Origin of the sequence: Chryseobacterium mucoviscidosis (genome assembly GCF_002177115.1) — a bacterium.
GTDB classification, from domain to species: Bacteria; Bacteroidota; Bacteroidia; order Flavobacteriales; family Weeksellaceae; genus Chryseobacterium; species Chryseobacterium mucoviscidosis.
This window is the reverse complement of record NZ_MVAG01000091.1, coordinates 120223-143763: the sequence shown is the minus strand read 5'-3', so window position 1 is coordinate 143763 and position 23541 is coordinate 120223. Positions and strand designations below refer to the sequence as shown.

The following is a 23541-nucleotide window of genomic DNA, read 5'->3' as shown; positions in this document are numbered from 1 at the left end:
ATTTTGTAATAAGTAGTATATTTAGAAAAAAATAAATTAAATAATGTCAGACAACAAGGTAATATTGAATTACGACGGTAATTCATATGAATATCCAATTGTGGATAGTACTATCGGAGACAGAGGAATCGATATTTCAAAATTAAGAGACCAGACAGGTCTAATCACTCTTGATTTAGGGTATAAGAACACCGGAGCTACACTTAGTGACATCACTTACTTAGACGGAGACAAAGGAGAATTATTCTACAGAGGTTATCCTATCGAGCAGATCGCTGAGAAATCCAACTTCACGGAAGTAATGTATCTTTTATTACACGGTGAATTGCCTTCTCAGGATCAGTACAATTCTTTCGAATCAAACATTAAAAAATATAATTTCGTAGCAGAGGAGATGAAAAAGATCATGGATGCTTTCCCTCGTTCTGCTCACCCAATGGGAGTTTTATCTTCTTTAACTTCTGCGTTAACGGCGTTTAATCCAAAAGCAGTTAACGTAAATTCTAAAGAAGAAATGGATCATGCGGCAGAATTGTTAATTGCAAAATTCTCTCACCTTTGCGCATGGACGTACAGAAAAACTCAGGGATTGCCTCTTAATCACGGAGACAACAGCCTGAACTATGTAGAAAACTTCTACAAAATGGCTTTCAGAATGCCAAATCAGGAATTTGAAATCGATCCTGTCGTAGTAGGTGCTTTAGATAAACTATTAATTCTTCACGCAGATCACGAGCAAAACTGTTCTACTTCTACAGTAAGAATGGTAGGTTCTGCGCATACAGGTCTTTTCGCTTCAGTTTCTGCAGGGGTTTCTGCACTTTGGGGACCACTTCACGGTGGAGCAAACCAGGCGGTTATCGAAATGCTTGAACTGATTGAAAAAGATGGAGGAGATGTATCTAAATACATTGCGAAAGCTAAAGATAAAAACGATAACTTCCGTTTAATGGGATTCGGACACAGAGTATACAAAAACTTCGACCCGAGAGCAAAAATCATCAAAAAAGCTGCTGATGATATCCTTAATGCATTAGGAATTCAGGATAAAGCGCTTGATATTGCAATGCAGTTGGAAAGAGTAGCTCTTGAAGACGAATACTTCGTAGAAAGAAAACTATATCCAAACGTAGATTTCTATTCAGGAATTATTTACAGAGCATTAGGAATTCCTACAGAAATGTTCACCGTAATGTTCGCATTAGGAAGATTACCGGGATGGATTTCTCAGTGGAAAGAAATGAGACTGAAAGGAGATCCGATCGGAAGACCAAGACAGGTATATCAAGGGGCTCCAAAAAGAGACTATATCGATATGGTTAACAGATAATCAATATCTTACTATAAACAAAAATCCTGAAGCTTGCTTTGGGATTTTTTTTATTTAATATAAATGAATATACGCTTCTTTTTAAAGGGCATAAAAAATAAAACCTGCTTCAAAAGCAGGCTTTATGTCTAATTTTCTGTTATGGACATTGACATCTGTCGCAAGTCCATAGTGTACATTTTCCTGTTACATCATCATATTCGCAGCAACGTCTTGCGGTGGTTGCTCCTCCAATGATGTTTTTTTGTTGCTCTCTGCCTAATTTTTGTGCTTTAAGAAGCACAGATTTTTTTGTGTTCATGATGTTTTTTGGTGTTTGATTGTTAATACTTTATGTTTTAATTTCTATAGAAATTATATCACTAAGGTAGGAATTTTAATTAAAACTTTTTACATTTTATCAAAAAATAATTCATAACCAATTATTGTGAATAAAATTATCTGATAAAATCGCTTATTTAAGTGAATAAATGCTTTAGTCTATCAATCTGCTGAAGTAAAAAACTGTAAGAAGATTATTTCATAGATTTATATTGCGCAGATCGCCTAAAAACAGGACAAAAGTTTCCCAGATTCAGTCCTTTACTTATATTTGTAGCATTGCATAAATCTTTATGAAGCTAAATATAAAAAACGAAACGGGCAGGCTGAAATCAGTGGTTTTAGGGCAGCCCAATTCAATGGGAGCAGTTCCTACATTAGAGGAAAGTTATGATGCAAAATCGTATCATTCTATCGAAAATAACATCTATCCGAAAGAATCGGATATCATCCATGAAATGAACGCTTTTGAAGCGGTTTTAAAAAAATATGACGTAGAAGTTCTTCGTCCGGACATCATTGCAGATTACAATCAGGTTTTTGCAAGAGACGTTGCCTTTGTAATTGATGATAAAATGATTATCTCTAACGTTATTGCAGACCGCGCAGACGAACAGGAAGCTTATAAAACGGTTTTTGAAAAAGTGGCGTGGAGAAAAATAATTAATCTTCCGGAAACAGCACACATTGAAGGTGGAGATGTTATTGTCTGGGACGATTTTCTGTTTATCGGAACATGTTTCAGTGAAGATTACAGAAGTTATAAAACGGCAAGAACCAATGAATATGCCATCGAAATTCTGAAAGAATACTTTCCTAAAAAAAGAATCATTGATCTGGAGCTGAAAAAGAACGACAGAATACCGTATGAAGGAATTTTACATCTGGATTGTACATTCAATCCTATCGGAAAAGATAAATGTATTATTTACAAAGACGGGTTTGTAGACGAAAGCGATTACCGCCTGATTATTGATATTTTCGGTGAAGAAAACTGTTTTCACGTTACAGCGGAGGAAATGTTTGAGATGTTCCCGAATATTTTTTCAATCTCTCCTGAAATCGTAGTTTCCGACAAAGCATTCACCAGAATGAACAATCACCTCAGAAACGCATGGGGAATGACCGTTGAAGAAATTCCATACCGCGAGATTTCCAAAATGGGGGGATTGTTGAGATGTTCTACAATGCCACTTGTTAGAGAGTAAAAGGATTTGAAAATTTGAAATTATTGTATTCAGGAAAATTATATCAGTGAATTTTAAATTATTTTTTCTTTTACTATTCATAATATCTTGTTCAAAAAAGATAGAAAATGCTCAGGATAAAAAATTTTATCAGGATTGGGAAAACTTGGAAATCAAAACCGACCGCCAAACAATTACGATCTCTAAGCTTTCAGATTCAATGAATTATGAAAATGTAATTTATACCAAAGAGTATTATGACATTCCTCCTCAGTATAAAATCGAAAAAGTTCAGAAATATAAAATCTATATTACCAAAGCTGAAAAAGATAGTTTGGCAAAGTATATATATGAATCTGTGACAAATCCTAAGTTTACAAACGTTCTCGCGACTGATTATGTTGGAAATGTTAAATTGAAGTTTGGTAAAGAAAACATGAATTTGGTTTGCGAATATAAGTCTGTTGGGAATTGGACGGAAGTTTCTCAAAATACAAGAAAAATTTACGAACTCATTAAAGTTAAAGCAGAAATTTCAACACAGTAAAAAGTTTTGATAATTAAAATAAAACCCAAAGTATGCAGACAACAGATACAGTACTAATGATAGAGCCGATTGCATTCGGATTTAATGCAGAAACGGCAAAAAACAATTATTTTCAGGTAGAGCAGAAAGGTTTCGATACCCAGTTCAAAGCTTTGTCTGAATTTAAAGCTTTTGTTGAAAAATTACGAAGCAAAGGAATCAATGTCATCACCATAAAAGATACATTGGATCCACATACTCCGGATTCTATTTTCCCGAACAACTGGGTAAGTTTTCACAAAGACGGAAAAGTGGTTTTATATCCGATGTTTGCTTCCAACAGAAGAGTGGAAAGAAGGGACGATATCATTGAAACCATCAAAGAACAGGGATTTGAAGTCGCTGAAATCGACGACTGGTCTTTTCCTGAAACACAGGGACATTTTTTGGAAGGAACAGGAAGCATGATCTTCGATCACGATAACAAAATTGCTTACGGTTCGGTTTCTTTAAGACTGGATGAAAACCTGTTCAGAGAATTTTGCGAAAAGTACGGTTTTACGCCGGTTGTCTTCCATTCATTCCAAACCGTTGGAGAAGAAAGACTTCCGATTTACCACACCAACGTGATGATGTGTGTAGCAGATAAATTTGTGGTAATCTGTCTGGATTGTATCGATGATGAACTCGAAAGAAGCAAAGTCATTGAAACCATTAAAAATTCAGGAAAAGAAATCATTGAAATTTCTGAAGAGCAGATGCAGCAGTTTGCCGGAAATATGCTTCAGGTAAATAATAAAGACGGACAGAAATTTTTGGTGATGAGCGAAACCGCTTATAAATCCTTACATCAGGATCAGGTTGCAGCGATTGAAAAATACTGTGAAATCATTTATTCTGATCTAAACACAATTGAAGTAAACGGAGGTGGAAGTGCGCGTTGTATGCTTGCAGAAGTTTTCTTACCAAAAAAATAATATATTTGCTGAAAATACATTGAATTGGAATCATTAACCAGCAAAGGTTTACATATTCTTCTGACTTTGGAAACGGAGTCAGAAGCTTTGTTAATAGACGGTGACGGTTTCTTGGCATTTACCAGAGATATGCTCGCAACAAAAGACGTGGAAATTGTAGGAATTACCAGTCATATTTTTGAAAATAACAGCTTTACTTCCGCGGTTTGTCTTAAAGAATCTCACCTTTGTATTCATACGTGGCCGGAATTTAAACAACTTACTTTTGATGTTTTTCTCTGCAATTATCTGCAGGATAACACAGAAAAAGTTGAAAAAATTGCAGATGAAGTAATAGAATATTTTAAAGCTAAAACCATTCAGAAACACAAAATTTACAGATAAAAAATGTTTTACGTTTGTCCCGCCTGCGAATCCGGAAATAAGCTGGATCTTACTTTCGATATAAAAGAATACGTCTGTAAGACCTGTTCTTATCTTATTGATGTCGAAAATAATAAACATCAGAAACACATTAAAATTCCTACAGAAAATGTAGTATTGGATTTCGGGCAGAAAGGAATCATCGACAATACAGAATATACCGTCACCGGAATTATCATCCGCAAATACGGAACCAGTATCTTTTGGAGAGAATATTATTTAAAAGATACAAAAGGAAAAGATGCTTTTTTAAGTGAGAGTGATGGACACTGGACTTTTCTTCATATCATTAATGCAATGGATGTAAAGAAAAAGATGAACGGAAAAGCAGTGGAACTGCACGGAAGAAATTACCGGTGGTATGAAACTACAGAATGCACCATTCATTCTGCTGCAGGTTTTTTTGAAGATAAACTGAATTTAGGACTGACAACATACAAGGAATATGTGAATGCAACTCAGATGATTTCTCAGGAGCAGTCGAAGGGAAAAAATGAATTCTTCTTCGGCAAACACATCTCAAAATACAAAGTAAAAAAAGCGTTCGGAATTTCTAACCTTCCCAATTATTTAGGAATAGGAATTGTTCAGCCGTTTTATGTAAATGTAAAACACACCATTAATATTATGGCGGTTTCGGCATTACTAATTAGTCTGATCCAATTGTATGTAGTCGGGACGAGAACCAATAAATCGGTTTTCGAGCAGGAAATTAATTTTGCAGATGTCCGCAATAAAGAAATGGTCAGTAAAAGCTTTGATTTATCAGGCGGTTCTGCCCCGTTAAAAGTTGAGGTATATTCCAATGTGGATAATTCATGGGCAAATGTCGGTTTAGGATTGGTGAACGAGAAAACCAACGAAATTGTGTTTGCTTCAAAAGACATCGAGGAATACCACGGTTATGAAGACGGTGAAAACTGGAGCGAAGGAAGAAAGAATGAAAGTTTTAATTTCTGCGGAGTTGCTCCCGGAAAATACCACTTTATTATTTCGGCAGAAAAACAGGAAACTCCAAAGGTTATGCCTCCATCATATTACGCGACCCAAGACGGAAGTTTAACCTTATCCAGAGATAACAACGGAACCATTAATGTTACCAACAACAATACGATGGAAACAACGGCTTTCGGAGACTCTAAAATGATAAAGGAAGACACAGTAAGCAGCCTCGGACAGTTTGTTCATCAGACGTTAGGAAAAGCGGATATCGACTCCCTTTTGAATACCAATCTTGCAGCCGGAACGACAACACCAGAGTTAACCGACAACAAATCTGTTAAAATTAAAGCAGAATGGCTTCCTGTCTCTTTCAGGAATTTTGTGTTTGTTCTTTTGTTTATCATCGGGTTTGTTGCAGCAGTCTGGTTCGGAAGAAAATCTTTCGAAAGATCAAAATGGTTCAACAGTTCAAATTCACCTTACACCTACTCATAAATGATGGAAACTATTATTAATTACATAAAAGAACACTGGATTCTCTGTCTCATTGGAGTTTTTTTTGTCGGCTGGTTTACTTATCTCACTTTTGACGGCAACCAGTTCTGCGACTGCGAAAAAACAGAAACCTACAGAGACGGAACCACAAGAAGACACCACTCTTCCGGAGTGGGATATTACAGATATTATCACAAATAAAAATATAAACTATGGATCAGATCAATTTTTTACCGGTCATCAATTCAGTGATTTATTCCTTCCTGGGAATTGCAATATTGCTGGTTTGCTATCTAATTATTGAAAAATTAACGCCGGAAAAAACATGGCACGAAATCGCGCACAATAAAAATACTGCTTTGGCGATTATTTTCGGAGCATTTATCATCGGGATTTCAATTATCATAAGCGCAGCGATTCATGGATAAAAAGAGGATTCCTCTTGAACTGCTTTTGATGTTTTCGGTGTTTGTCATCGCAACCTGCGGACTGATCTACGAATTGGTGGCGGGAGCTTTGGCGAGCTACCTTTTGGGCGATTCTGTGAAGCAGTTTTCCTTCATCATCGGAGTTTATCTTTTTTCGATGGGAGTCGGATCGTATTTTGCCAAATTCATCAAAGGAAATTTAATTGATAAATTCATAGAAATTGAAATTCTGGTCGGGATTATCGGTGGAATAAGCTCTGTGGTTTTATTTATTCTGTTCAATACTCTGGCGCATTTTGAAGCCGTTTTATACCTTTTTGTCTTTTTTACGGGATGCTTGGTCGGAGTAGAAATTCCGTTGTTGATGAACATTCTAAAAGACAGGGTTCAGTTCAAAGATCTCGTTTCAAATGTTTTCGCTTTTGATTATATCGGAGCTTTATTGGCTTCTATTCTGTTTCCTTTGGTACTGATTCCGCAATTAGGAATCGTAAAAACCCCTTTGTTTTTTGGCTTGGTTAATATTTCAATTGCCATATTTTTATGTTTCTATCTGAAAAAAGAACTTTCAAAACCAGTTTCATTAAGAGTTAAATCAATCGGAGCCTTTCTTTTGCTTGTTATTCTCTTTATTTTTTCGGACAGAATTTTATCATTTTCGGAAGAGAAATTATACGGCGAAAATGTCGTTTACACCAAAAGTTCGCCGTACCAGAGAATCGTTTTAACCCGAAACAGCCGCGAATTCAGATTATATCTGAATAATAATTTACAGTTTTCTTCAGTAGATGAATACCGTTATCACGAAGCGTTGGTTCATCCTGCGATGTCGATGGCTAAAAAGATCGATCATATTTTAATTCTCGGTGGCGGAGACGGTTTTGCAGTTCGTGAAGTTTTAAAATACAAAGAAGTAAAAGACATCACTCTGGTGGATTTGGATGGAGAAATGACAGATTTTTTCAGGAATAATGAAACCATGCGCCAATTGAATCAAAGCTCTTTATCTAACCCAAAGTTGAAAGTGATAAATAAAGATGCTTACATCTGGGTGAAAGAAAACTCAAAAAAATACGATGTTATCATTATTGACTTTCCGGATCCGTCTAATTACAGTTTAGGAAAATTGTATTCTTTACAGTTTTATAAAGAACTGGAAAGACTGACTACTTTAGATACAAAAATTGTGGTGCAGACAACTTCTCCTTACTTTGCTCCGAAATCTTTCTGGTGTATTGAGAAAACAATTAATCAGATTTTTCCTTTTACTTCCGCGTATCACACGTATGTTCCGTCATTCGGAGAATGGGGATTTTCAATGGCTTCTTTTGAACCGATCAACAATAAAATCTATCGTAAAATTCCGAATCTGAAATTTTATGATTACAATTTCTCACAACTTTCTTACTTTACAAAAGATATGAAGGCTAAAGATATCGAAGTCAATCGATTGGATAACCAGATTTTAGTACGGTATTTTGATGAAGAATGGGGTAAAGTTCAATAGAAAAGTGTCAATTATTTATTATATTTGTATCATATATTGATACTTAAATTATAAAAATATGATAGCTGAAATTGAAAAATATATAGAAATCCAGAACAACATCGATCAGATTCTGAAAGATTCACCCTTCAAAATTTCCTATATCATTGAAAAAACAGGAATTAAAAAACCTACCTTTTTCAAGAAAATGAAAGAAAAGAGATTTACTTCCGAAGAACTGCTTTCTATTGCCAAAGTAATGGAACCTGTTTATAGAAACGAAACCCATGAAGAGATTTTAGAATCGTTGAAAAGATCTGAAGAAGATTTCAGAATGGGAAGAACAATATCTCACCAGGAATTAATGAAGCAGGCTCGTGCAAGATTAGAACAGCGTAAGAATGAGGGTAGAATATAGTGATCTTTCCAAGAAAGATTTTGAAAATCTTCAGGATTATCTTTTTGATCAATGGGGCGTTCTGGTTTTAGAAATTTTTTTGGATAAATATGATCAGGCTATTCAAATGCTACTTTCAAAAAATGTATACTTTGAAAAATATAGAGATACAGGGTTTATGAAATATTTGGTAACGAAACATAACTACATTATTTATGATTATCAGGATGATATGTTGAGAATCCACAGAGTTATCAACAATTTTCAGAATCCCGATGATAATTACGAAAGCATCTCAAAATAACCATTAAATCTTGCCAACTCAACCCACTCAATTTTCACGTAAAGATTTCCTTAAAACCCTGTTCTTAGGCAGTCTCATGATTCCTTTTTTACACTATTGCAGTAAAAAAGGGAAATCCTTATTGCTTACAATCACAGGAACCAATCATATTTTAGGGCACAAACTCTGGGCAAAAGATTTTCCTCAACCTACGGAAGAAATTCGCACAAAATACCTCGTTGTCGGCGGAGGAATTTCAGGACTTTCGGCGTGCAGATTTTTCAGTCAGAATCAGGAAAACAATTATTTGTTGCTCGAAATGGAAAACCATTTAGGCGGAAACTCTTCCAACGGACAGAACAAATTTTCAAAATTTCCTCTGGGAGCGCATTATTTACCATTGCCAAATAAAGAAAATACTGAAATCATCCAATTTCTGAAAGATTGCAAAATGTATCAGGGAGACGATGAAAACGGTGATCCGATTTTAGATGAATATCAGATGACTTTCCCGCAACAGGAACGGTTGTTTTTCAAAAATTCATGGCAAAATGATATCGTTCCGCAAAACGGAATTTCCTCAGAAGCAAAAGCGGAATTCGACCGTTTTTTTAAAATGATGGATCACTTTCAGCATAAAAAAGATGCGGAAGGAAAATATTGGTTTGCCATTCCGGTTCACGATTCCACCCGGGAAGATGAGGTTTTACAACTAGAGAAAATTATTTTCAGAGACTGGCTGAAACAAGAAAATTTTACATCTGAAGAATTACTGTGGCTGTTGGATTATTCCTGTCGCGACGATTACGGTTTGGGAATCGATTATATTTCGGCTTGGGCGGGAATTCATTATTTCGCCGGAAGAAAAAATAACTGGAGCAAAAAATACAAAGATCAGGTTTTCACATGGCCGGAAGGAAATGCTCGTTTGGCAAAACATTTTTCAAAATATACAGAAGAAAAATCTTTACAGAATCATCTGGTTTTTGATGTGAAGATCAATGATAACGATGTTGAGGTTTTAAGTTTCGACAATATTCAGAAAAAGACAAAAAAGATCATTGCTGAAAAAGTTCTGTTCGCGACTCCGCAATTCGTCAACGAAAGAATTTTCAACAATAAAAGAGCTGAACATTTTAACTATGTTCCGTGGCTTTTAACAACGATTACTTTACAAAACGATTTCGGAGGAGACGAAGAATTGGCTTGGGATAACGTAATTTACGGTTCTGATGGTTTAGGCTATATTTACGATCAGCATCAGAATGTAAACCAGATTATGGGCGAAAAAGTGATTACGTACTACAGAAGTTTTTCTACCAATGACTGTAAAAAAGCAAGAAAAAAATTATACGGTCTGAAAGAAGAACAGTTGAAAAGCCTTGTTTTGGAAGATTTAAAAAAAGCCCATCCCATGATTGAAGATTTTATCCTCGAAATGCAGTTTCACAAAATCGGTCATGCGATGATTGCGCCGGTTCCGAACCAGATTTTTGGAAATTCCGAAATGGCAAAACAGCCGGTTGAAGGGAAAATTTTCTTTGCCCATTCTGATCTTTCAGGAATTTCAATTTTCGAAGAAGCATTTTATCAGGGATGGAGAACCGCGAAAGAGATGCAGCAATTTGATTAATATTAAAATAAGAATTCAAACCTTATAGGTTTTTAAAACCTGTTAGGTTTCCCAAAAATAAAAAATGAAACAACCCTGGATCCATAACGCAAAAACAGACGGCTGGTTTATTCTGTCGCCGCCTTTCATTATTTTGCTGATTGTTTTCTTATTTCAGAAACAGATTCAGGGACTGGAAAATCATTATTCCTTTTACACATGGCTTTTCCTGATTGTTTTTGTGGATGTAGCGCATGTGTATTCGACCTTATTCAAAACCTATTTCGTTAAAGAAGAAGTCAGGAAAAGAAAACTGCTATATTACGGAATTCCTGCCTTGAGCTGGATTTTAGGATTGATTTTATACCAGTTCGGAAGTCTTACGTTTTGGTCGGTGTTAGCTTTGATTGCTGTTTTTCATTTTATCAGGCAGCAATATGGATTCATGAGAATTTATGCTAGATTTGAACCCAATAACCGGAGTAAAAAATTGGATGAAATTGCGGTGTATTCTGCCACAATTTTTCCGATGTTGTATTGGTTTAAAACACCGAGAGCTTTTACATGGTTTGTACAAAATGAATTCAACTGGCTTCAGAATCTTCCGGATTATATTCCTGTCATTAAGATTTTATATTTCGGGATTTTAATGATTTGGATCGTAAAAACGGTGTATGAAATTTTCAAAACCAGACAATTTAATATTCCGAAAATCGCCTTAATTTCAGGGACTTATCTTTCGTGGTATTTCGGAATTGTTTATTTCAATAACGATCTGGTTTTCACTTTCCTGAATGTGATTTCACACGGAATTCCCTACATTGCTTTAATTTACATCAGAGAAATTCAACAAAAAGAGGATCAAAATCTAAACCGTCTTTCTTTATTCAAGTCTACCTTCGGGATATTTTTGTTTATTCTCGTTATTCTTGCTTTTGCATTTTTCGAGGAGTTTCTATGGGAAATTTTGGTTTGGAACGAACATTTTTCATTACATCTGAATATTTCGTTGAATTGGTTTCAGTTTTTAGTCCCTTTATTAGTCGTTCCTCAGCTTACGCATTACTTATTGGATGGCTTTATTTGGAGAAAACCGAAAAAAGTTAATTAATTTTGTCCTCAAAGTTAAAACATATGAAAATGCAGAAGTGCCTCCTTTCATTCATGCTTTTGTTGGGATTTTTCAGTTTAAATGCTCAGCAGAAGACATTTTGTAACCCGATTAATATCGATTACGGGTATACTCCGTTCGAAGTTTTTTCAAAACAGGGAAAACACCGTGCAACAGCCGATCCGGTGATTGTTAATTTTAAAAACAAGCTCTTTCTTTTTTCCACCAATCAGGAAGGATACTGGTACAGCGATGATATGCTCGACTGGAAGTTTGTTCATCGGAAATTTTTAAGAGACAATAAATATACCCACGATCTGAACGCTCCTGCAGTTTGGGCAATGAAAGATACTCTGTATGTTTTTGGTTCGACATGGGAACAGGATTTCCCGATCTGGAAAAGTACCAATCCCACCAAAGATGACTGGAAAATTGCTGTTGATACTTTAAAAGTCGGAGCATGGGATCCCGCATTTCATTACGATGAAGACAAAAACAAGCTGTACTTGTATTGGGGATCAAGCAATGAATGGCCATTGTTGGGAACCGAAGTAAAAGTAAATACCCTTCAGTCCGAAGGTTTTGTAAAGCCGACCATCAGGTTAAAACCGGAAGATCATGGTTGGGAAAGATTCGGGGAATACAATGACAATGTTTTCTTGCAGCCTTTTGTAGAAGGAGCGTGGATGACGAAGCATAACGGAAAATATTATCTTCAGTACGGAGCTCCTGCAACGGAATTCAGCGGATATTCGGATGGAGTGTATGTTAGTAATAAGCCTTTAGAAGGTTTTGAATATCAACAGCACAATCCGTTTTCTTACAAACCGGGAGGTTTTGCGAGAGGAGCAGGACACGGTGCAACGTTTGAAGACAATTACAAAAACTGGTGGCACATTTCTACCATTTTTATATCAACCAAAAATAATTTTGAAAGACGATTGGGAATCTGGCCTGCCGGATTTGATAAAGATGATGTAATGTATTGCAACACGGCTTACGGAGATTATCCAACGTATCTTCCGCAATATGCACAGGGAAAAGATTTCTCCAAAGGACTTTTTGCAGGATGGATGCTGCTGAATTACAATAAGCCGGTTCAGGTTTCATCCACTTTAGGTGGTTATCATTCTAATTATGCGGTGGATGAAGATATTAAAACGTACTGGAGTGCCAAAACAGGCAATTCCGGAGAGTGGTTTCAGACGGATTTAGGAGAGGTTTCTACCATCAATGCCATTCAGATCAATTATGCCGATCAGGATGTTGAGTTTATGGGAAAAACACTGGGCAAAATGCATCAGTATAAAATCTATGGTTCCGATGACGGTAAAAAATGGAATGTTATTGTGGATAAAAGCAAAAACACCAAAGATGTTCCTCATGATTATGTAGAATTGGAAAAACCTGCCAAAGCAAGATTTCTGAAAATGGAAAATCTGAAAATGCCAACCGGAAAATTTGCATTAAGCGGATTCAGAGTTTTTGGAAAAGGCGCAGGAGCAGTTCCCGGAAAAGTTCAGAGTTTTGTTCCGTTGAGATCAGATCCTAAGAAATATGGTGAAAGAAGAAGCATCTGGATGAAATGGCAGCAGAATTCCGATGCAGACGGATACGTCATTTATTGGGGAAAATCTCCAGAGAAATTGTACGGAAGCATTATGGTGTACGGTAAAAACGAATATTTCTTCACCGGAGCCGACAGAGCGGATGCATATTATTTCCAGATCGAAGCTTTCAATGCGAATGGAGTTTCAGAAAGATCGGAGATTTTTAAGTCTGAATAAAATATTAATAAACGCTTTGAGTTTTTCAGAGCGTTTATTTTTTGTCGATATTCTTCATAAACCCCTCAATTTTATTAACCAGAAAATCTGCATTGGAAGACTGATCCCAGCCGAGATGATCTCCGGTAAATTCATAAGATTCATGATACACTTTATTTTTTGATAGAACCGAGTCCAGCGTTTTCTTTTGAGACAGTGGAACCACATGGTCATTAATTCCGTAATACGAAAGGGTAGGAGCGGAAGTTGGAGTAATCCAGTGAACCGGACTTCCAAAGTCCATTAGCGTTGTTTTGCTGTCAACGATTTTAGGATCAATCAAATGTTTTTCTACGAAAGCATAATCTTCATAATTTTTAAATCCTGAATCGTTCAGATCAGTGGGACCGACGATATTGATAACCGCTTTTACCTTTCTGTCCGGATCAAATTTATAAGCATACAACATAGCTAAATGTCCGCCCGCGCTGTTTCCGAGAAGAATATATTTGGGATGAATTTTTAAGGTTTTTTCTACATTGTTCATAGCACTGGTAATATCATCCGTTTGACTGGGAAGAGCAAAACGCTTGGATGAAGCAAGCCTATAATCCAGATTGACAAAAATATGTTCAGGAAATTTTTTCATCAGATCATAAGTGAAATCCGTAAGCTGAGATCTTCTTCCGCCGCGCCAACCGCCGCCATGAATAACGATGAAAACGTCTTTATCTTTTAAAGAAGCCTTAGGAATATAAACGTCCATTTTCTGTTCCTTGTCTTTTCCGTAGGAAACATTTTTTTCTATCGTAAAAGATTTACCACTTCCGAAATCAATGGTGTTTTGCTTACAGCCTAAAAGTGTAAGAAGAAATAAACCTGCTAAAGCAATTAAACGACTCTTCATCATTGAATTTTAATTAAAAATAAAAAAACTCGCCGATTTCTCAGCGAGTTTACCACAAAAAATGATTTATATGAAGAAATGATTGTTATCTTGTTCTGTTTTTAATTTCGTCTGAAGCACTTTCGATGTTTCTTACCTTTTTCACTTTCTGGTTTCCGAAATTGTAAGTAATGCTTACATTAATGCTTCTTCTGTACTGGTCGTTTCTAATGTAGTTATAGTTTCCGGAAGCCTGTAAATCTTCAATTTCCACGACATTGGTTCTTAAAACATCATTCAGATTCAACGCAAACGTCCAGTCGTTCCAGTTTTTCTTAATGTTCAGATCTAAACTTGCTAAGTTTTTCAGCATACCAAGTTCTATCTGCTGTTTATCCACATAGAAGAAATTTACGCCTAAGAACCATGTTTTCTTTTTGTCTAAACGGATGGTGTTGTTGCTGGTAATCAACATACTTGCAGATTTTCTGTTGTTTACATAAGTATCAAAAACCTGTCCTGTTGTAGGATCTGTATCTAATGTTCCGTTGTTGATGTTATACTGTACACCCGCATTGAAGTTTAATGTAAGATATTGCTTGAATAAAGATTTCTGAATTCCCAACATAGCAGACATTTCCTGCTTGTCTCCGAAATTGGTTCTGATGTACGCCAACTGAACTCTTTTCTGATTGGTTTTCGGATCGATATAGCTTCTCTGCAACGGAACCTGCGTAATCTGGTCTTTTTCATAGGTATGATTCAAAATCAGGAAATAAGAATTTTTGTACATATACGTTAACTCCTGATTGTAGGTAGAAGATGCTTTTACGAAAGGATTATTTTGGGTATAATTATCTTCCGTAATAAGATTTTTTACAGGGTTCAGTTCCCAAAAGCTTGGTCTTCTCATTCTGCTTGAAAAGGAATAGGAAATATTGTTCTTATCATTAATGGCATAATTGAAACTGAGATAAGGTAAGAGATTATTATAATTTCTCTCGATCTGCTGATTGGTTTCTACATTGTTTTTCCAACTGTCTGCGGTTCCTAAACTATTCGTGATTTCGTATCTGGCTCCGATTTTTCCTGAGAACTTATCCGAAAACTTCTTTTCAAAAGTTACATACAGACCATAAATATTTTCATTGTAAATAAAATGGTTAAAATCATTTTGAGAAGCTAACTGGTTGCCGGAAATATCGTATGGATATGAGTAATTTTTGGTGTCGTTGTCAGTTTTTGTTTTATTGTAATTTCCTCCGGCAGAGAGCGTAAAATCGTTTTTAAATTTCTGAATATAATCCACCGTCCCTGAAAAATTGTTAATAACCTGCGGAAGATCCTGAATTATTTTGCTGCTGTTTTGGGTGAAATTTCCTGTCGCATCCTGAATCAGCGTGTTGTTATTCGTGTACTGAAATCTTTTATAATTAAGATAAGCTGCATTCACGTTCAGTTTGCTTCCTAAAGAATCAAGCTTTACTTCATAGTTTAAATTTACAGAATTGTTATAGCTTCTTGCGTCCTCTTTATTTTTGGTTTTAGTATAAGCGGTTGAAAGTATATTGCCGTTAGTATCATATTTTGTAATCGTGTTCATCAGATCGATCGTAGAATTGTAGCTTTTGTTCGCCCATGTATTCCATGATAAAGCCAGATTACTTTTGTCATTCAACTGATAATCAATATTCAGATATCCTCCTAAATTTTTGTTCGGATCATCAATATTCCCTACAGATTCATTCTGTACATTTTCAGATCGGTTTCTGAGAATGTAAGACTGCGGATTGATATTTTCGCCACCACTAAGATTCGCATTAATTCCCAGTTTGTCTTTTCTGTAATTGACAGAGAAACTGGCGTTGCTTGCATTGTATTTACTCTGGGTATTAGACATTCTCATGTTTCCGCTGGTTCCGTCGCTCATTTTTTTCTTCAGCACGATATTGATGATCCCATCGGAAGATTCCACCTGATATTCACTTCCCGGAACTGTAATCACTTCAATTTTCTGGATATTTTCTGCGGGTGTGTTTTTAAGAAACTGAACCAGAGATTCTGCATCCATATTACTTTTTCTGCCGTTAATGTAGATCAGCGCATTGTTCTTTCCTGCAATCTTTAACGTTTTATCATCTGTTGTAGACAAAAGGGGAGTCTGTTTCAGAATATCGAACGTCGTATTGCCTTTTGCAATGGGAGATGCAGCAACATCATATACAAAGCGGTCACTTTGTTTTTTGAAAACCTGCTTGGTTAAAGTAACTCCTTCTATGCTTTTTGTTTTTACAGTATCCTTTTTAGTTTGCTGAGCGAAAGATAATCCACTGAAGAATATAGCTGCGATAAGAATGGGCGTTTTCATGTTTTATAATTTTAGAGAGTTTTTTAATAGCTTGTATTTGTTATTATTTAACATTGCAAAGATATATAATAAATTAAGTATCTTGCAATACAAAGTACTTAAAATGTTTTTAAATAAAATTTAACTAATTGATTTTCAGTTAATAAAATTTTAGATTAAATTTTTTGCTTTTGTTCCTTTGCTGTCAATAAGACAATTTTGAACATGATTGTATTACATTTCGGGATAAAATTTCTGAAATGTCATGGTGTAATAAAAAGAAAAAAGAACCGAAATGGTTCTTTCTATTGAATTTATTCTCTGTCGAAACGGGCAAGCTTTTTATCGATCCAGATCGTGGCAAACGGGAAGAAAGCGGCAATTAAGGCAAAAACGCTGTCTTCATCATCCCAGATGTAAATTTTTCTTATCGCGGGTAAAAAGATCAGATAAAGAGAAAAAAAGAAACCGTGAATACTTCCGATGGTACTGATGTAAACAATAGGAAGAATTTCATCGGGATTGGTACGGATCCAGATCATAGCCGTGAAAAGAAAAAACCACGAAACGGCTTCTGCAAGACAGATATTTTTAAACCACTTAATGATTTTTTCCTGAGGATATTTTGAGAAAAATTTTTCGATGAAGTTCATAGTATTGAATTGAGAATTCGGTTTATGAGTTGAAATTACAGTTATTAATTCTAATCTCTAACGTCTGATTTCCTGAATACAAAATTACTTATAAAAACTGCTCCCATCCAAATAATCAAAAACTTCGGGAGGAAGCATCGGTCTTACGTTTTTGCCGCTTTTAATCATGTTACGGATTTCTGTTGCGGAAAGCTCAATAACCGGCGCGTTGATTAGAGAAATATTTTCGTGCTGAAGATATTCGGAATCTTTCTTTTCACCTTCAAAAACTCTCGGATAAACAATGATGTGATGATTTTTAATTAAAGTTTCAGCATTCTTCCATTTATGAAGGCTTTCCAGATTATCTTCTCCCATGATTAAACTAAAAGAATAGTCGGGATATTTCTCATGAAGATAAGTCAGCGTATCAATCGTGTAACTTGGCTGTGGAAGCGAAAACTCCACATTTGAAGCACGCATTCTCGGATAATTTTTTACCGCAAGCTGCACCATATCCAGTCGGTTATGATCTTTTAACAAAGATTTTTTTTCTTTAAAAGGATTTTGCGGACTTACCACAAACCACAATTCATCCATATCGGAATTTTCCAGAATGTAATTGGCTAAAATTAAATGACCAATATGAATTGGGTTAAACGAACCGAAAAATAAACCAATTTTTTTCATAAAAAACTTCTAATCCCTGAATTTTACATCTTTAATATTCAGATAATGTGTGACATTTCCTTTCCAGTGGTTTTCTTCCAGCGTGAAGGCAAGATCAAAATATTTATTTCTGAAATCATCGGCAAACTGTCCCAATTTAAAGCCTACACATTCAATATTTCTTCCGGTGGATTCCTGCTTGATATAGAATTTAAGATGATTATTATCTTTTCCCATCGTTTTGATATACCCCGAAATTTTCTGATTTGTCAATGTCAGAATCGGTTTCATATTGTGAGGTCCGAAAGGTGCTAATTTTCTGTGAAAATTGATAAATTCCCGGTTAATTTCATCAATCTGTATTTCCGAATCGATCGTGATCGAAGGCTCTTTCTGATGTTCTTTGATTTTTTCAGAGACAACACGTTCAAATTTTTCTTTGAAAGCGGCAAATTTTTCCTTTTCCATAGAAAGTCCTGCTGCGGCATGATGTCCTCCGAATTTTAAGAAATATTCCGAACACATATCCAGTGCTTCATGAACATCAAAATCCGAAACGGATCTCGCCGAAGCCACCATTTCCCCATTATTTCCATCGGTGAAAACAAGGGTAGGTTTGTAGTAGGTTTCAATTAATCTTGAAGCTACAATTCCTATCACTCCTTTATTCCATTCCGGATGATAAACAATGGTAGTATATTTTGTTTCCTGCTGAGATTCAATAACCTGATTTAGAGCAGAAAGGGTAGAATTCATATCCAGTTCACGCCTTTCATCATTAAGATTCATGATGTCGCTCACGATCTGATGGGCGTGTTTCAGGTTATCCGAAACCATAAGCTCAACGGCTGCTTTTCCGTGCGAAATTCTTCCGGCAGCATTAATTTTAGGCGCAATTTCAAACACAATATTTGAAATTTCAAAATGAGAAAGTTTGTCTTCGGGAATTAATAATCTTAATCCTAAATTTCTCGTTTTTCGAAGGATTTTCAGTCCCATTTTAGCCAAAACCCTGTTTTCTCCGGTCATTGAAACGATATCTGCGGCAATGGAAATGGCGAGAAGATCTGTTAATTCAAACAGTTCAGCTTCAGGAAGTTTATAAATGGTGTTGAGACCCTGACAAAGTTTAAAACCTACTCCGCAACCCGAAAGTTCTTTGAAAGGATAGCGACAGTCGCTTCTTTTCGGATCCAGAACGGCAACGGCGTCAGGAATTTCTTCTCCGGGTAAATGGTGATCGCAGATGATAAAATCGATATCCAGACTTTTGGCATAGCGGATCATATCTAATGCTTTGATTCCGCAGTCTAAAGCGATAATTAGCGAAAAGCCGTTTTCTTTGGCAAAGTCGATTCCTTCGGTAGAAATTCCATACCCTTCAGAATTTCTATCGGGGATATAGTAATCTAAATATTTTTTCTGAACAATTTTGCTGAGGTACAGATACATCAGTGCAACGGCAGTTGTTCCGTCTACATCATAATCTCCGTAAACCAATATTTTTTCTCCATTCTCAATTGCAGTGGCAATCCGCTCTACAGCTTTTTGCATATCTGCCATTAAAAACGGACTGTGAATGTCGTTAAGGTTGGGTTTAAAAAATTCTCTTGCCTTTTGATAATTGTCAATTCCTCTGAGAACGAGGAGTTTAGATTCGAAAGTTCCAAAACCAAGAGACGAACTTAATCCATCCACAATTTCCTCATCGGGTTCGGGCTTGTAAATCCATTTTTGACTCATTTCACAAAAATAGGGAATTATAATTTAAAAGAAAAGTTTATTGTTGAAGGGGAAGTGTTAAAAAAAAACCGTTCAGCAGTTGAACGGTTTTTAAATATTTTAAGAATACATTTTCTCTCTTAATTCTTTTACTTTCTTATCAGCAAGATATTCATCGTAAGTCATTTCTCTGTCGATAATTCCGGTTGGAGTAAGCTCGATGATTCGGTTACAGACAGTGGAAAGCATTTCGTGGTCATGAGAAGCCAATAGAATATTTCCTTTGAAGTTAGACAGTGAGTTGTTCAATGTCGTGATACTTTCAAGGTCTAAGTGGTTGGTTGGTTCATCCAGTAAAAGAACGTTAGCTTTCTGAAGCATCATTCTGCTGAACATACATCTCATTTTTTCACCTCCTGAAAGCACTTTACAGGATTTTAAAGCTTCATCACCCGAGAAAAGCATTCTTCCTAAAAATCCTCTTACGAATTCTTCATGACGCTCTTCATCATTTTTCGTGAATTGTCTTAGCCAATCAACCAAACTTAAATCTTCCTGAAAGAAATTAGTATTGTCTAAAGGCATATGAGACTGGTTTGTAGTAACTCCCCAAGCAACAGTTCCTTTATCCGCTTCTACGTTTCCAGCTAAAATTTCGAAAAATTCTGTAATTGCCAATGAATTTTTAGACAAAACAGCAACTTTATCTCCTTTTTTAAGATTTAAATCGATGTTTGAGAATAGTAATTCTCCGTCTTTTGTTTTTTCGAGACCTTTTACATCCAAAATCTGATCTCCCGCTTCTCTTTCCATTTCGAAAATAATGGCAGGATATCTTCTTGAAGACGGTTTGATATCATCGATGTTTAATTTATCGATCATTTTCTTTCTTGCAGTTGCCTGTTTAGCCTTTGCAACGTTCGAGCTGAATCTTGCGATGAAGTCCTGAAGTTCTTTCTTCTTTTCCTCCGCTTTTTTGTTCGCCTGAGCTCTTTGTCTCGTTGCTAACTGAGAAGCCTGATACCAGAAAGAGTAGTTACCTGTGTAAAGGTTAAGTTTAGCATAATCCAAGTCACCGATGTGCGTACAAACCGTGTCTAAGAAGTGACGGTCGTGGGATACAACGATTACTGTGTTTTCGTAATCTGCTAAGAAATCTTCCAGCCAAGAGATCGTATCGATGTCAAGGTCGTTCGTAGGCTCATCCAAGATCAATACATCCGGATTTCCGAAAAGCGCCTGAGCCAAAAGAACCTTTACTTTATCCTTGTTCTCAAGTTCGCTCATCATTTGCCAGTGCATATCATCTTTAATACCTACGTTGGAAAGCATGGTCTGTGCATCAGATTCTGCAGTCCATCCTCCCATTTCGTCGTAGATGACGCCTAATTCTCCGGCTTTAATTCCGTCTTCATCAGAGAAGTCTTCCTTCGCATAAAGCGCGTCCATCTCTTCTTTTATCTCGAATAATTTCTTGTTACCTCTCAAAACCGCTTCAAGCACAGTAAATTGATCATAAGCAAAGTGATCCTGCTCCAGAACAGACATTCTTTTTCCAGGTTCCAAAGATACGTGTCCTGTTGTCGGGTCCTGCTTTCCTGTTAATATTTTAAGGAATGTAGACTTTCCTGCACCATTTGCTCCGATAATTCCGTAGCAGTTTCCTTTCGTAAACATAATGTTTACCTCGTCAAAAAGAACTCTTTTCCCGAATTGTAAAGATAAGTTAGATACTGTTAACATATAGTTTTGTAAATTTGGCGCAAAAATACGAAAAGAATTTGGGTATTTCGCAATATTGTAATAGTCAGGTTTTTAAATGTGGGGTATTTTTTATATATTTCATTCATTAAATTAATAAAACGCAGAAAAAAATATCAGAAAAAATATAAATTTCACCTGCAACCTTATTAAATTTTTACATCTTACAAATACAAAAGGATTTTAAAATGAAGATTGAAAAAACAGTCAATATATTAAACCGAAGAGCCAGATTTGAATATGAAATTCTGGAAGAATACGAAGCGGGAATGGTTTTAACAGGTACGGAAATAAAATCTTTGCGTTCTTCAAAAGCATCCATCGCAGAATCGTTCTGTCAGTTTATTGATGGGGAATTGTACATCATCAATATGATGATCGATGAGTACAAATTAGGAACTTTTTACAATCATAAAACAAAAAGGGAACGGAAATTGCTCTTGCACAAAAAAGAGTTACAGAAATTAGAAAAAAAGTTAAAGGATGCAGGGAACACCGTTATACCTCTTAAGTTATATATCAATGACAGGGGAAAAGCAAAGGTTCTCATAGCGCTGGGTAGAGGGAAAAAACTCTTCGATAAAAGGGAGAGCATAAAAGATAGAGAAAATAAACGAAACCTCGACAGAATATTAAAGAAAAGTTAAAAATCATCTGAAAAACTTTGTATATAAAGAAAAATTATATTTATTTTGCATTATCAATTATTTAATCATTTAATTCTATGAAAAATCTAAAATTAGGAATTTCAGCATTGGCACTTACTGTTGCTTCTACTGTGTTCGCTCAGACTACCAACAATCCGTGGTTAATCGGGGTTGGTGCTCACGCGGAAAACCATTTGGCACAGAGAACCAATTTCAGTAATACGTTCTCTGCTAATAATTTGACGAAGACAATGTTCAATATGAACAACTTCTCTATTACTCCGCCATTATCAAAACTTACTGTAGCTAGGAACATCGGTAAAGGTTTGGTAATCGACTGGCAGACGACTGTAGGTAATGTTGAAAACAAAAGATTCAACATGGGTAAAGAGTTTATGTTGATGACAGGTTTAGGTTTCCAGGCGAAGGCTGCAGGTCTTCTTTGGGACGAAGAATCTTGGTTTGATCCATATTTAAGAGTTGGTGCTAACTATTTGAGACACGATTATACTTCTCTTACTTTCCCTAGAACGGATGCTAACGGAGAATATGTTACAAATGGTGACAACGGTAACGAAAACGGTAAAGCTAACTTCTTTACAGTTGCTACTGGTGCAGGTGTTAACTTCTGGTTAACTAAAAACTTCGGTTTAGGTGTTCAGGGAGATTACGTATCAACTCCGGGAGACAAATCTAACGTTGCTAATTTCTGGCAAGCTTCAGCTTCTTTGAACTTTAGATTTGGTAACAGAGATAGAGATAAAGATGGTATCTTAGATAAAGACGACTTATGTCCAGATACACCAGGTTTACCAGAATTCCAAGGATGTCCTGATACTGATGGTGATGGAGTTCCAGATAAAGACGATCAATGTCCAGATGTTGCTGGTCCAGTTGAAAACAACGGATGCCCTTGGCCAGATACTGATGGTGACGGTGTAATCGACAAAGATGATGCTTGTCCTACAGTTGCAGGTCCTGCTGAAAACAACGGTTGTCCTTGGCCAGATACAGACGGAGACGGAATCTTAGATAAAGATGATGCTTGTCCTACTGTTCCAGGTCTTCCAGAATACAACGGATGTCCTAAGCCTAAAGATGTGATTGCTTTAGAAGCTACTGGTGCATTAAAAGATATTTTATTCGATTTCAATAAAGCTACAATCAGACCAGAATCAAGTGGAAAATTAGATCAAGCTGCTACAATTGTTAAGCAAGATAATACAGCTACTTTCTTAGTAACAGGTCACACTGATGCTAAGGGATCTGATGCTTACAACTTGAAATTATCTAGAGAAAGAGCTGCTGCTGTTGTAGGTGCTTTAGAGGCTAGAGGTGTTAATGGTAACCAACTTAAGTCAATTGGTGTTGGTGAAAGAGATGCTAAAGTTTCAGAAAAAGCTTCTGATGCTGAAAGAATGGCAGATAGAAAAGTTGTAGTTGAAGCTGTAAACGGTGCTGCATGGGATGCTCTTAAAAAATCTGATTTAGATGTTGTAGAGAAGAAAGTTGTAGTTAAGAAAAAAGCTCCAGCTAAGAAAAAAGCTCCGGCTAAAAAGAAAAAATAATTAAATTTTTCTAAATATAAATACC

General features: G+C 36.0%; 23 protein-coding genes. 16 read left to right on the top strand and 7 right to left on the bottom strand.

All coding sequences use genetic code 11. The features are described 5' to 3' along the window. The first annotated feature begins 43 nt into the window (after nt 1-43). Nucleotides 44-1330 (top strand): citrate synthase, encoded by a 1287-nt coding sequence (locus tag B0E34_RS06345; RefSeq protein WP_076391888.1) that lies wholly within the window; start codon nt 44-46, stop codon nt 1328-1330. A 139-nt stretch (nt 1331-1469) separates the two neighbouring features. Here B0E34_RS06345 and B0E34_RS21275 read toward each other — a convergent pair whose 3' ends face one another. Continuing rightward, nucleotides 1470-1631 (bottom strand): hypothetical protein, encoded by a 162-nt coding sequence (locus B0E34_RS21275; protein ID WP_165762956.1) that lies wholly within the window; start codon nt 1629-1631, stop codon nt 1470-1472. A 313-nt stretch (nt 1632-1944) separates the two neighbouring features. On the opposite strand from B0E34_RS21275, the gene B0E34_RS06340 reads away from it, so the two are divergent. From B0E34_RS06340 to B0E34_RS06280, 13 genes are all read left to right on the top strand, one after another. After that, nucleotides 1945-2859, top strand: coding sequence for a dimethylarginine dimethylaminohydrolase family protein (locus B0E34_RS06340; protein ID WP_087707978.1), 915 nt, complete (start codon nt 1945-1947; stop codon nt 2857-2859). A gap of 145 nt (nt 2860-3004) precedes the next feature. Beyond that, the gene (locus B0E34_RS06335; RefSeq protein ID WP_165762955.1) at nt 3005-3385 is read left to right on the top strand and encodes a hypothetical protein; all 381 of its coding nucleotides are present in this window, start codon (nt 3005-3007) and stop codon (nt 3383-3385) included. Nucleotides 3386-3417: 32 nt separating this feature from the next. Further along, complete coding sequence (gene ctlX / locus B0E34_RS06330) at nt 3418-4341, top strand: citrulline utilization hydrolase CtlX (protein WP_087707974.1); 924 nt, start codon at nt 3418-3420, stop codon at nt 4339-4341. 24 nt (nt 4342-4365) lie between these two features. Beyond that, complete coding sequence (locus B0E34_RS06325; RefSeq protein WP_087707972.1) at nt 4366-4725, top strand: S-adenosylmethionine decarboxylase family protein; 360 nt, start codon at nt 4366-4368, stop codon at nt 4723-4725. A 3-nt stretch (nt 4726-4728) separates the two neighbouring features. After that, nucleotides 4729-6201 carry a DUF4178 domain-containing protein gene (locus B0E34_RS06320; protein ID WP_087707970.1) on the top strand — a complete coding sequence of 491 codons (1473 nt, stop codon included), beginning with the start codon at nt 4729-4731 and terminating at the stop codon, nt 6199-6201. A 3-nt stretch (nt 6202-6204) separates the two neighbouring features. Next, the gene (locus B0E34_RS06315; RefSeq protein ID WP_228423024.1) at nt 6205-6402 is read left to right on the top strand and encodes a hypothetical protein; all 198 of its coding nucleotides are present in this window, start codon (nt 6205-6207) and stop codon (nt 6400-6402) included. Nucleotides 6403-6413: 11 nt separating this feature from the next. After that, nucleotides 6414-6629, top strand: a complete 216-nt coding sequence (locus tag B0E34_RS06310; protein WP_076391900.1) for a DUF350 domain-containing protein — start codon at nt 6414-6416, stop codon at nt 6627-6629. Beyond that, a complete protein-coding gene (locus B0E34_RS06305; protein ID WP_087707967.1) occupies nt 6622-8136 on the top strand; it encodes a polyamine aminopropyltransferase in 1515 nt (504 codons plus the stop codon). Before B0E34_RS06310 ends, B0E34_RS06305 begins: the two co-directional genes overlap by 8 nt. 58 nt (nt 8137-8194) lie before the next feature. Then, entirely contained in the window at nt 8195-8533 is a 339-nt protein-coding gene (locus B0E34_RS06300; protein WP_029297707.1) for a hypothetical protein, read from the top strand. Continuing rightward, the gene (locus B0E34_RS06295; protein WP_087707965.1) at nt 8517-8816 is read left to right on the top strand and encodes a type II toxin-antitoxin system RelE/ParE family toxin; all 300 of its coding nucleotides are present in this window, start codon (nt 8517-8519) and stop codon (nt 8814-8816) included. The genes B0E34_RS06300 and B0E34_RS06295 overlap by 17 nt, the downstream gene beginning before the upstream one ends. A gap of 121 nt (nt 8817-8937) precedes the next feature. Then, nucleotides 8938-10428, top strand: a complete 1491-nt coding sequence (locus tag B0E34_RS06290) for an NAD(P)/FAD-dependent oxidoreductase (RefSeq protein ID WP_228423023.1) — start codon at nt 8938-8940, stop codon at nt 10426-10428. 64 nt (nt 10429-10492) lie between these two features. Then, nucleotides 10493-11518 (top strand): hypothetical protein, encoded by a 1026-nt coding sequence (locus B0E34_RS06285; RefSeq protein ID WP_087707961.1) that lies wholly within the window; start codon nt 10493-10495, stop codon nt 11516-11518. Nucleotides 11519-11547: 29 nt separating this feature from the next. Beyond that, entirely contained in the window at nt 11548-13305 is a 1758-nt protein-coding gene (locus B0E34_RS06280) for a discoidin domain-containing protein (RefSeq protein ID WP_076391999.1), read from the top strand. 34 nt (nt 13306-13339) lie between these two features. Here B0E34_RS06280 and B0E34_RS06275 read toward each other — a convergent pair whose 3' ends face one another. The 6 genes from B0E34_RS06275 to B0E34_RS06250 all read right to left on the bottom strand — a co-directional run bounded on the left by B0E34_RS06275 (nt 13340) and on the right by B0E34_RS06250 (nt 21283). After that, nucleotides 13340-14191, bottom strand: coding sequence for an alpha/beta fold hydrolase (locus B0E34_RS06275; protein ID WP_228423022.1), 852 nt, complete (start codon nt 14189-14191; stop codon nt 13340-13342). An 85-nt stretch (nt 14192-14276) separates the two neighbouring features. Continuing rightward, nucleotides 14277-16538 carry a TonB-dependent receptor domain-containing protein gene (locus tag B0E34_RS06270; RefSeq protein ID WP_087707957.1) on the bottom strand — a complete coding sequence of 754 codons (2262 nt, stop codon included), beginning with the start codon at nt 16536-16538 and terminating at the stop codon, nt 14277-14279. Between the two features lie 293 nt (nt 16539-16831). Next, nucleotides 16832-17170: a DUF3817 domain-containing protein gene (locus B0E34_RS06265; protein ID WP_087707955.1), complete on the bottom strand. Its 339-nt coding sequence runs from the start codon at nt 17168-17170 to the stop codon at nt 16832-16834. Nucleotides 17171-17254: 84 nt separating this feature from the next. After that, a complete protein-coding gene (gene nadD / locus B0E34_RS06260) occupies nt 17255-17839 on the bottom strand; it encodes a nicotinate (nicotinamide) nucleotide adenylyltransferase (RefSeq protein ID WP_087707954.1) in 585 nt (194 codons plus the stop codon). A gap of 9 nt (nt 17840-17848) precedes the next feature. Next, nucleotides 17849-19561, bottom strand: a complete 1713-nt coding sequence (gene recJ, locus B0E34_RS06255) for a single-stranded-DNA-specific exonuclease RecJ (protein ID WP_087707952.1) — start codon at nt 19559-19561, stop codon at nt 17849-17851. Between the two features lie 99 nt (nt 19562-19660). Next, entirely contained in the window at nt 19661-21283 is a 1623-nt protein-coding gene (locus B0E34_RS06250) for an ABC-F family ATP-binding cassette domain-containing protein (protein ID WP_087707950.1), read from the bottom strand. A 206-nt stretch (nt 21284-21489) separates the two neighbouring features. Here B0E34_RS06250 and smpB point away from each other — a divergent pair, with 206 nt between their 5' ends. Continuing rightward, nucleotides 21490-21948 carry an SsrA-binding protein SmpB gene (gene smpB, locus B0E34_RS06245; RefSeq protein ID WP_087707948.1) on the top strand — a complete coding sequence of 153 codons (459 nt, stop codon included), beginning with the start codon at nt 21490-21492 and terminating at the stop codon, nt 21946-21948. Between the two features lie 77 nt (nt 21949-22025). Then, complete coding sequence (locus tag B0E34_RS06240) at nt 22026-23516, top strand: OmpA family protein (RefSeq protein WP_087707946.1); 1491 nt, start codon at nt 22026-22028, stop codon at nt 23514-23516. Nucleotides 23517-23541 lie beyond the last annotated feature (25 nt).

What these genes read in the sequence shown, in the direction of transcription:
- B0E34_RS06300 (WP_029297707.1), top strand. Translation starts at nt 8,195, where the DNA reads ATGATAGCTGAAATTGAAAAATATATAGAAATCCAGAACAACATCGAT.
- B0E34_RS06295 (WP_087707965.1), top strand. Translation starts at nt 8,517, where the DNA reads ATGAGGGTAGAATATAGTGATCTTTCCAAGAAAGATTTTGAAAATCTT.
- B0E34_RS06280 (WP_076391999.1), top strand. Translation starts at nt 11,548, where the DNA reads ATGCAGAAGTGCCTCCTTTCATTCATGCTTTTGTTGGGATTTTTCAGT.
- nadD (WP_087707954.1), bottom strand. Translation starts at nt 17,839, where the DNA reads ATGAAAAAAATTGGTTTATTTTTCGGTTCGTTTAACCCAATTCATATT.
- B0E34_RS06320 (WP_087707970.1), top strand. Translation starts at nt 4,729, where the DNA reads ATGTTTTACGTTTGTCCCGCCTGCGAATCCGGAAATAAGCTGGATCTT.
- B0E34_RS21275 (WP_165762956.1), bottom strand. Translation starts at nt 1,631, where the DNA reads ATGAACACAAAAAAATCTGTGCTTCTTAAAGCACAAAAATTAGGCAGA.
- B0E34_RS06285 (WP_087707961.1), top strand. Translation starts at nt 10,493, where the DNA reads ATGAAACAACCCTGGATCCATAACGCAAAAACAGACGGCTGGTTTATT.
- smpB (WP_087707948.1), top strand. Translation starts at nt 21,490, where the DNA reads ATGAAGATTGAAAAAACAGTCAATATATTAAACCGAAGAGCCAGATTT.
- B0E34_RS06265 (WP_087707955.1), bottom strand. Translation starts at nt 17,170, where the DNA reads ATGAACTTCATCGAAAAATTTTTCTCAAAATATCCTCAGGAAAAAATC.
- B0E34_RS06275 (WP_228423022.1), bottom strand. Translation starts at nt 14,191, where the DNA reads ATGAAGAGTCGTTTAATTGCTTTAGCAGGTTTATTTCTTCTTACACTT.
- B0E34_RS06250 (WP_087707950.1), bottom strand. Translation starts at nt 21,283, where the DNA reads ATGTTAACAGTATCTAACTTATCTTTACAATTCGGGAAAAGAGTTCTT.
- recJ (WP_087707952.1), bottom strand. Translation starts at nt 19,561, where the DNA reads ATGAGTCAAAAATGGATTTACAAGCCCGAACCCGATGAGGAAATTGTG.
- B0E34_RS06240 (WP_087707946.1), top strand. Translation starts at nt 22,026, where the DNA reads ATGAAAAATCTAAAATTAGGAATTTCAGCATTGGCACTTACTGTTGCT.
- B0E34_RS06340 (WP_087707978.1), top strand. Translation starts at nt 1,945, where the DNA reads ATGAAGCTAAATATAAAAAACGAAACGGGCAGGCTGAAATCAGTGGTT.
- ctlX (WP_087707974.1), top strand. Translation starts at nt 3,418, where the DNA reads ATGCAGACAACAGATACAGTACTAATGATAGAGCCGATTGCATTCGGA.
- B0E34_RS06270 (WP_087707957.1), bottom strand. Translation starts at nt 16,538, where the DNA reads ATGAAAACGCCCATTCTTATCGCAGCTATATTCTTCAGTGGATTATCT.
- B0E34_RS06315 (WP_228423024.1), top strand. Translation starts at nt 6,205, where the DNA reads ATGGAAACTATTATTAATTACATAAAAGAACACTGGATTCTCTGTCTC.
- B0E34_RS06310 (WP_076391900.1), top strand. Translation starts at nt 6,414, where the DNA reads ATGGATCAGATCAATTTTTTACCGGTCATCAATTCAGTGATTTATTCC.
- B0E34_RS06305 (WP_087707967.1), top strand. Translation starts at nt 6,622, where the DNA reads ATGGATAAAAAGAGGATTCCTCTTGAACTGCTTTTGATGTTTTCGGTG.
- B0E34_RS06345 (WP_076391888.1), top strand. Translation starts at nt 44, where the DNA reads ATGTCAGACAACAAGGTAATATTGAATTACGACGGTAATTCATATGAA.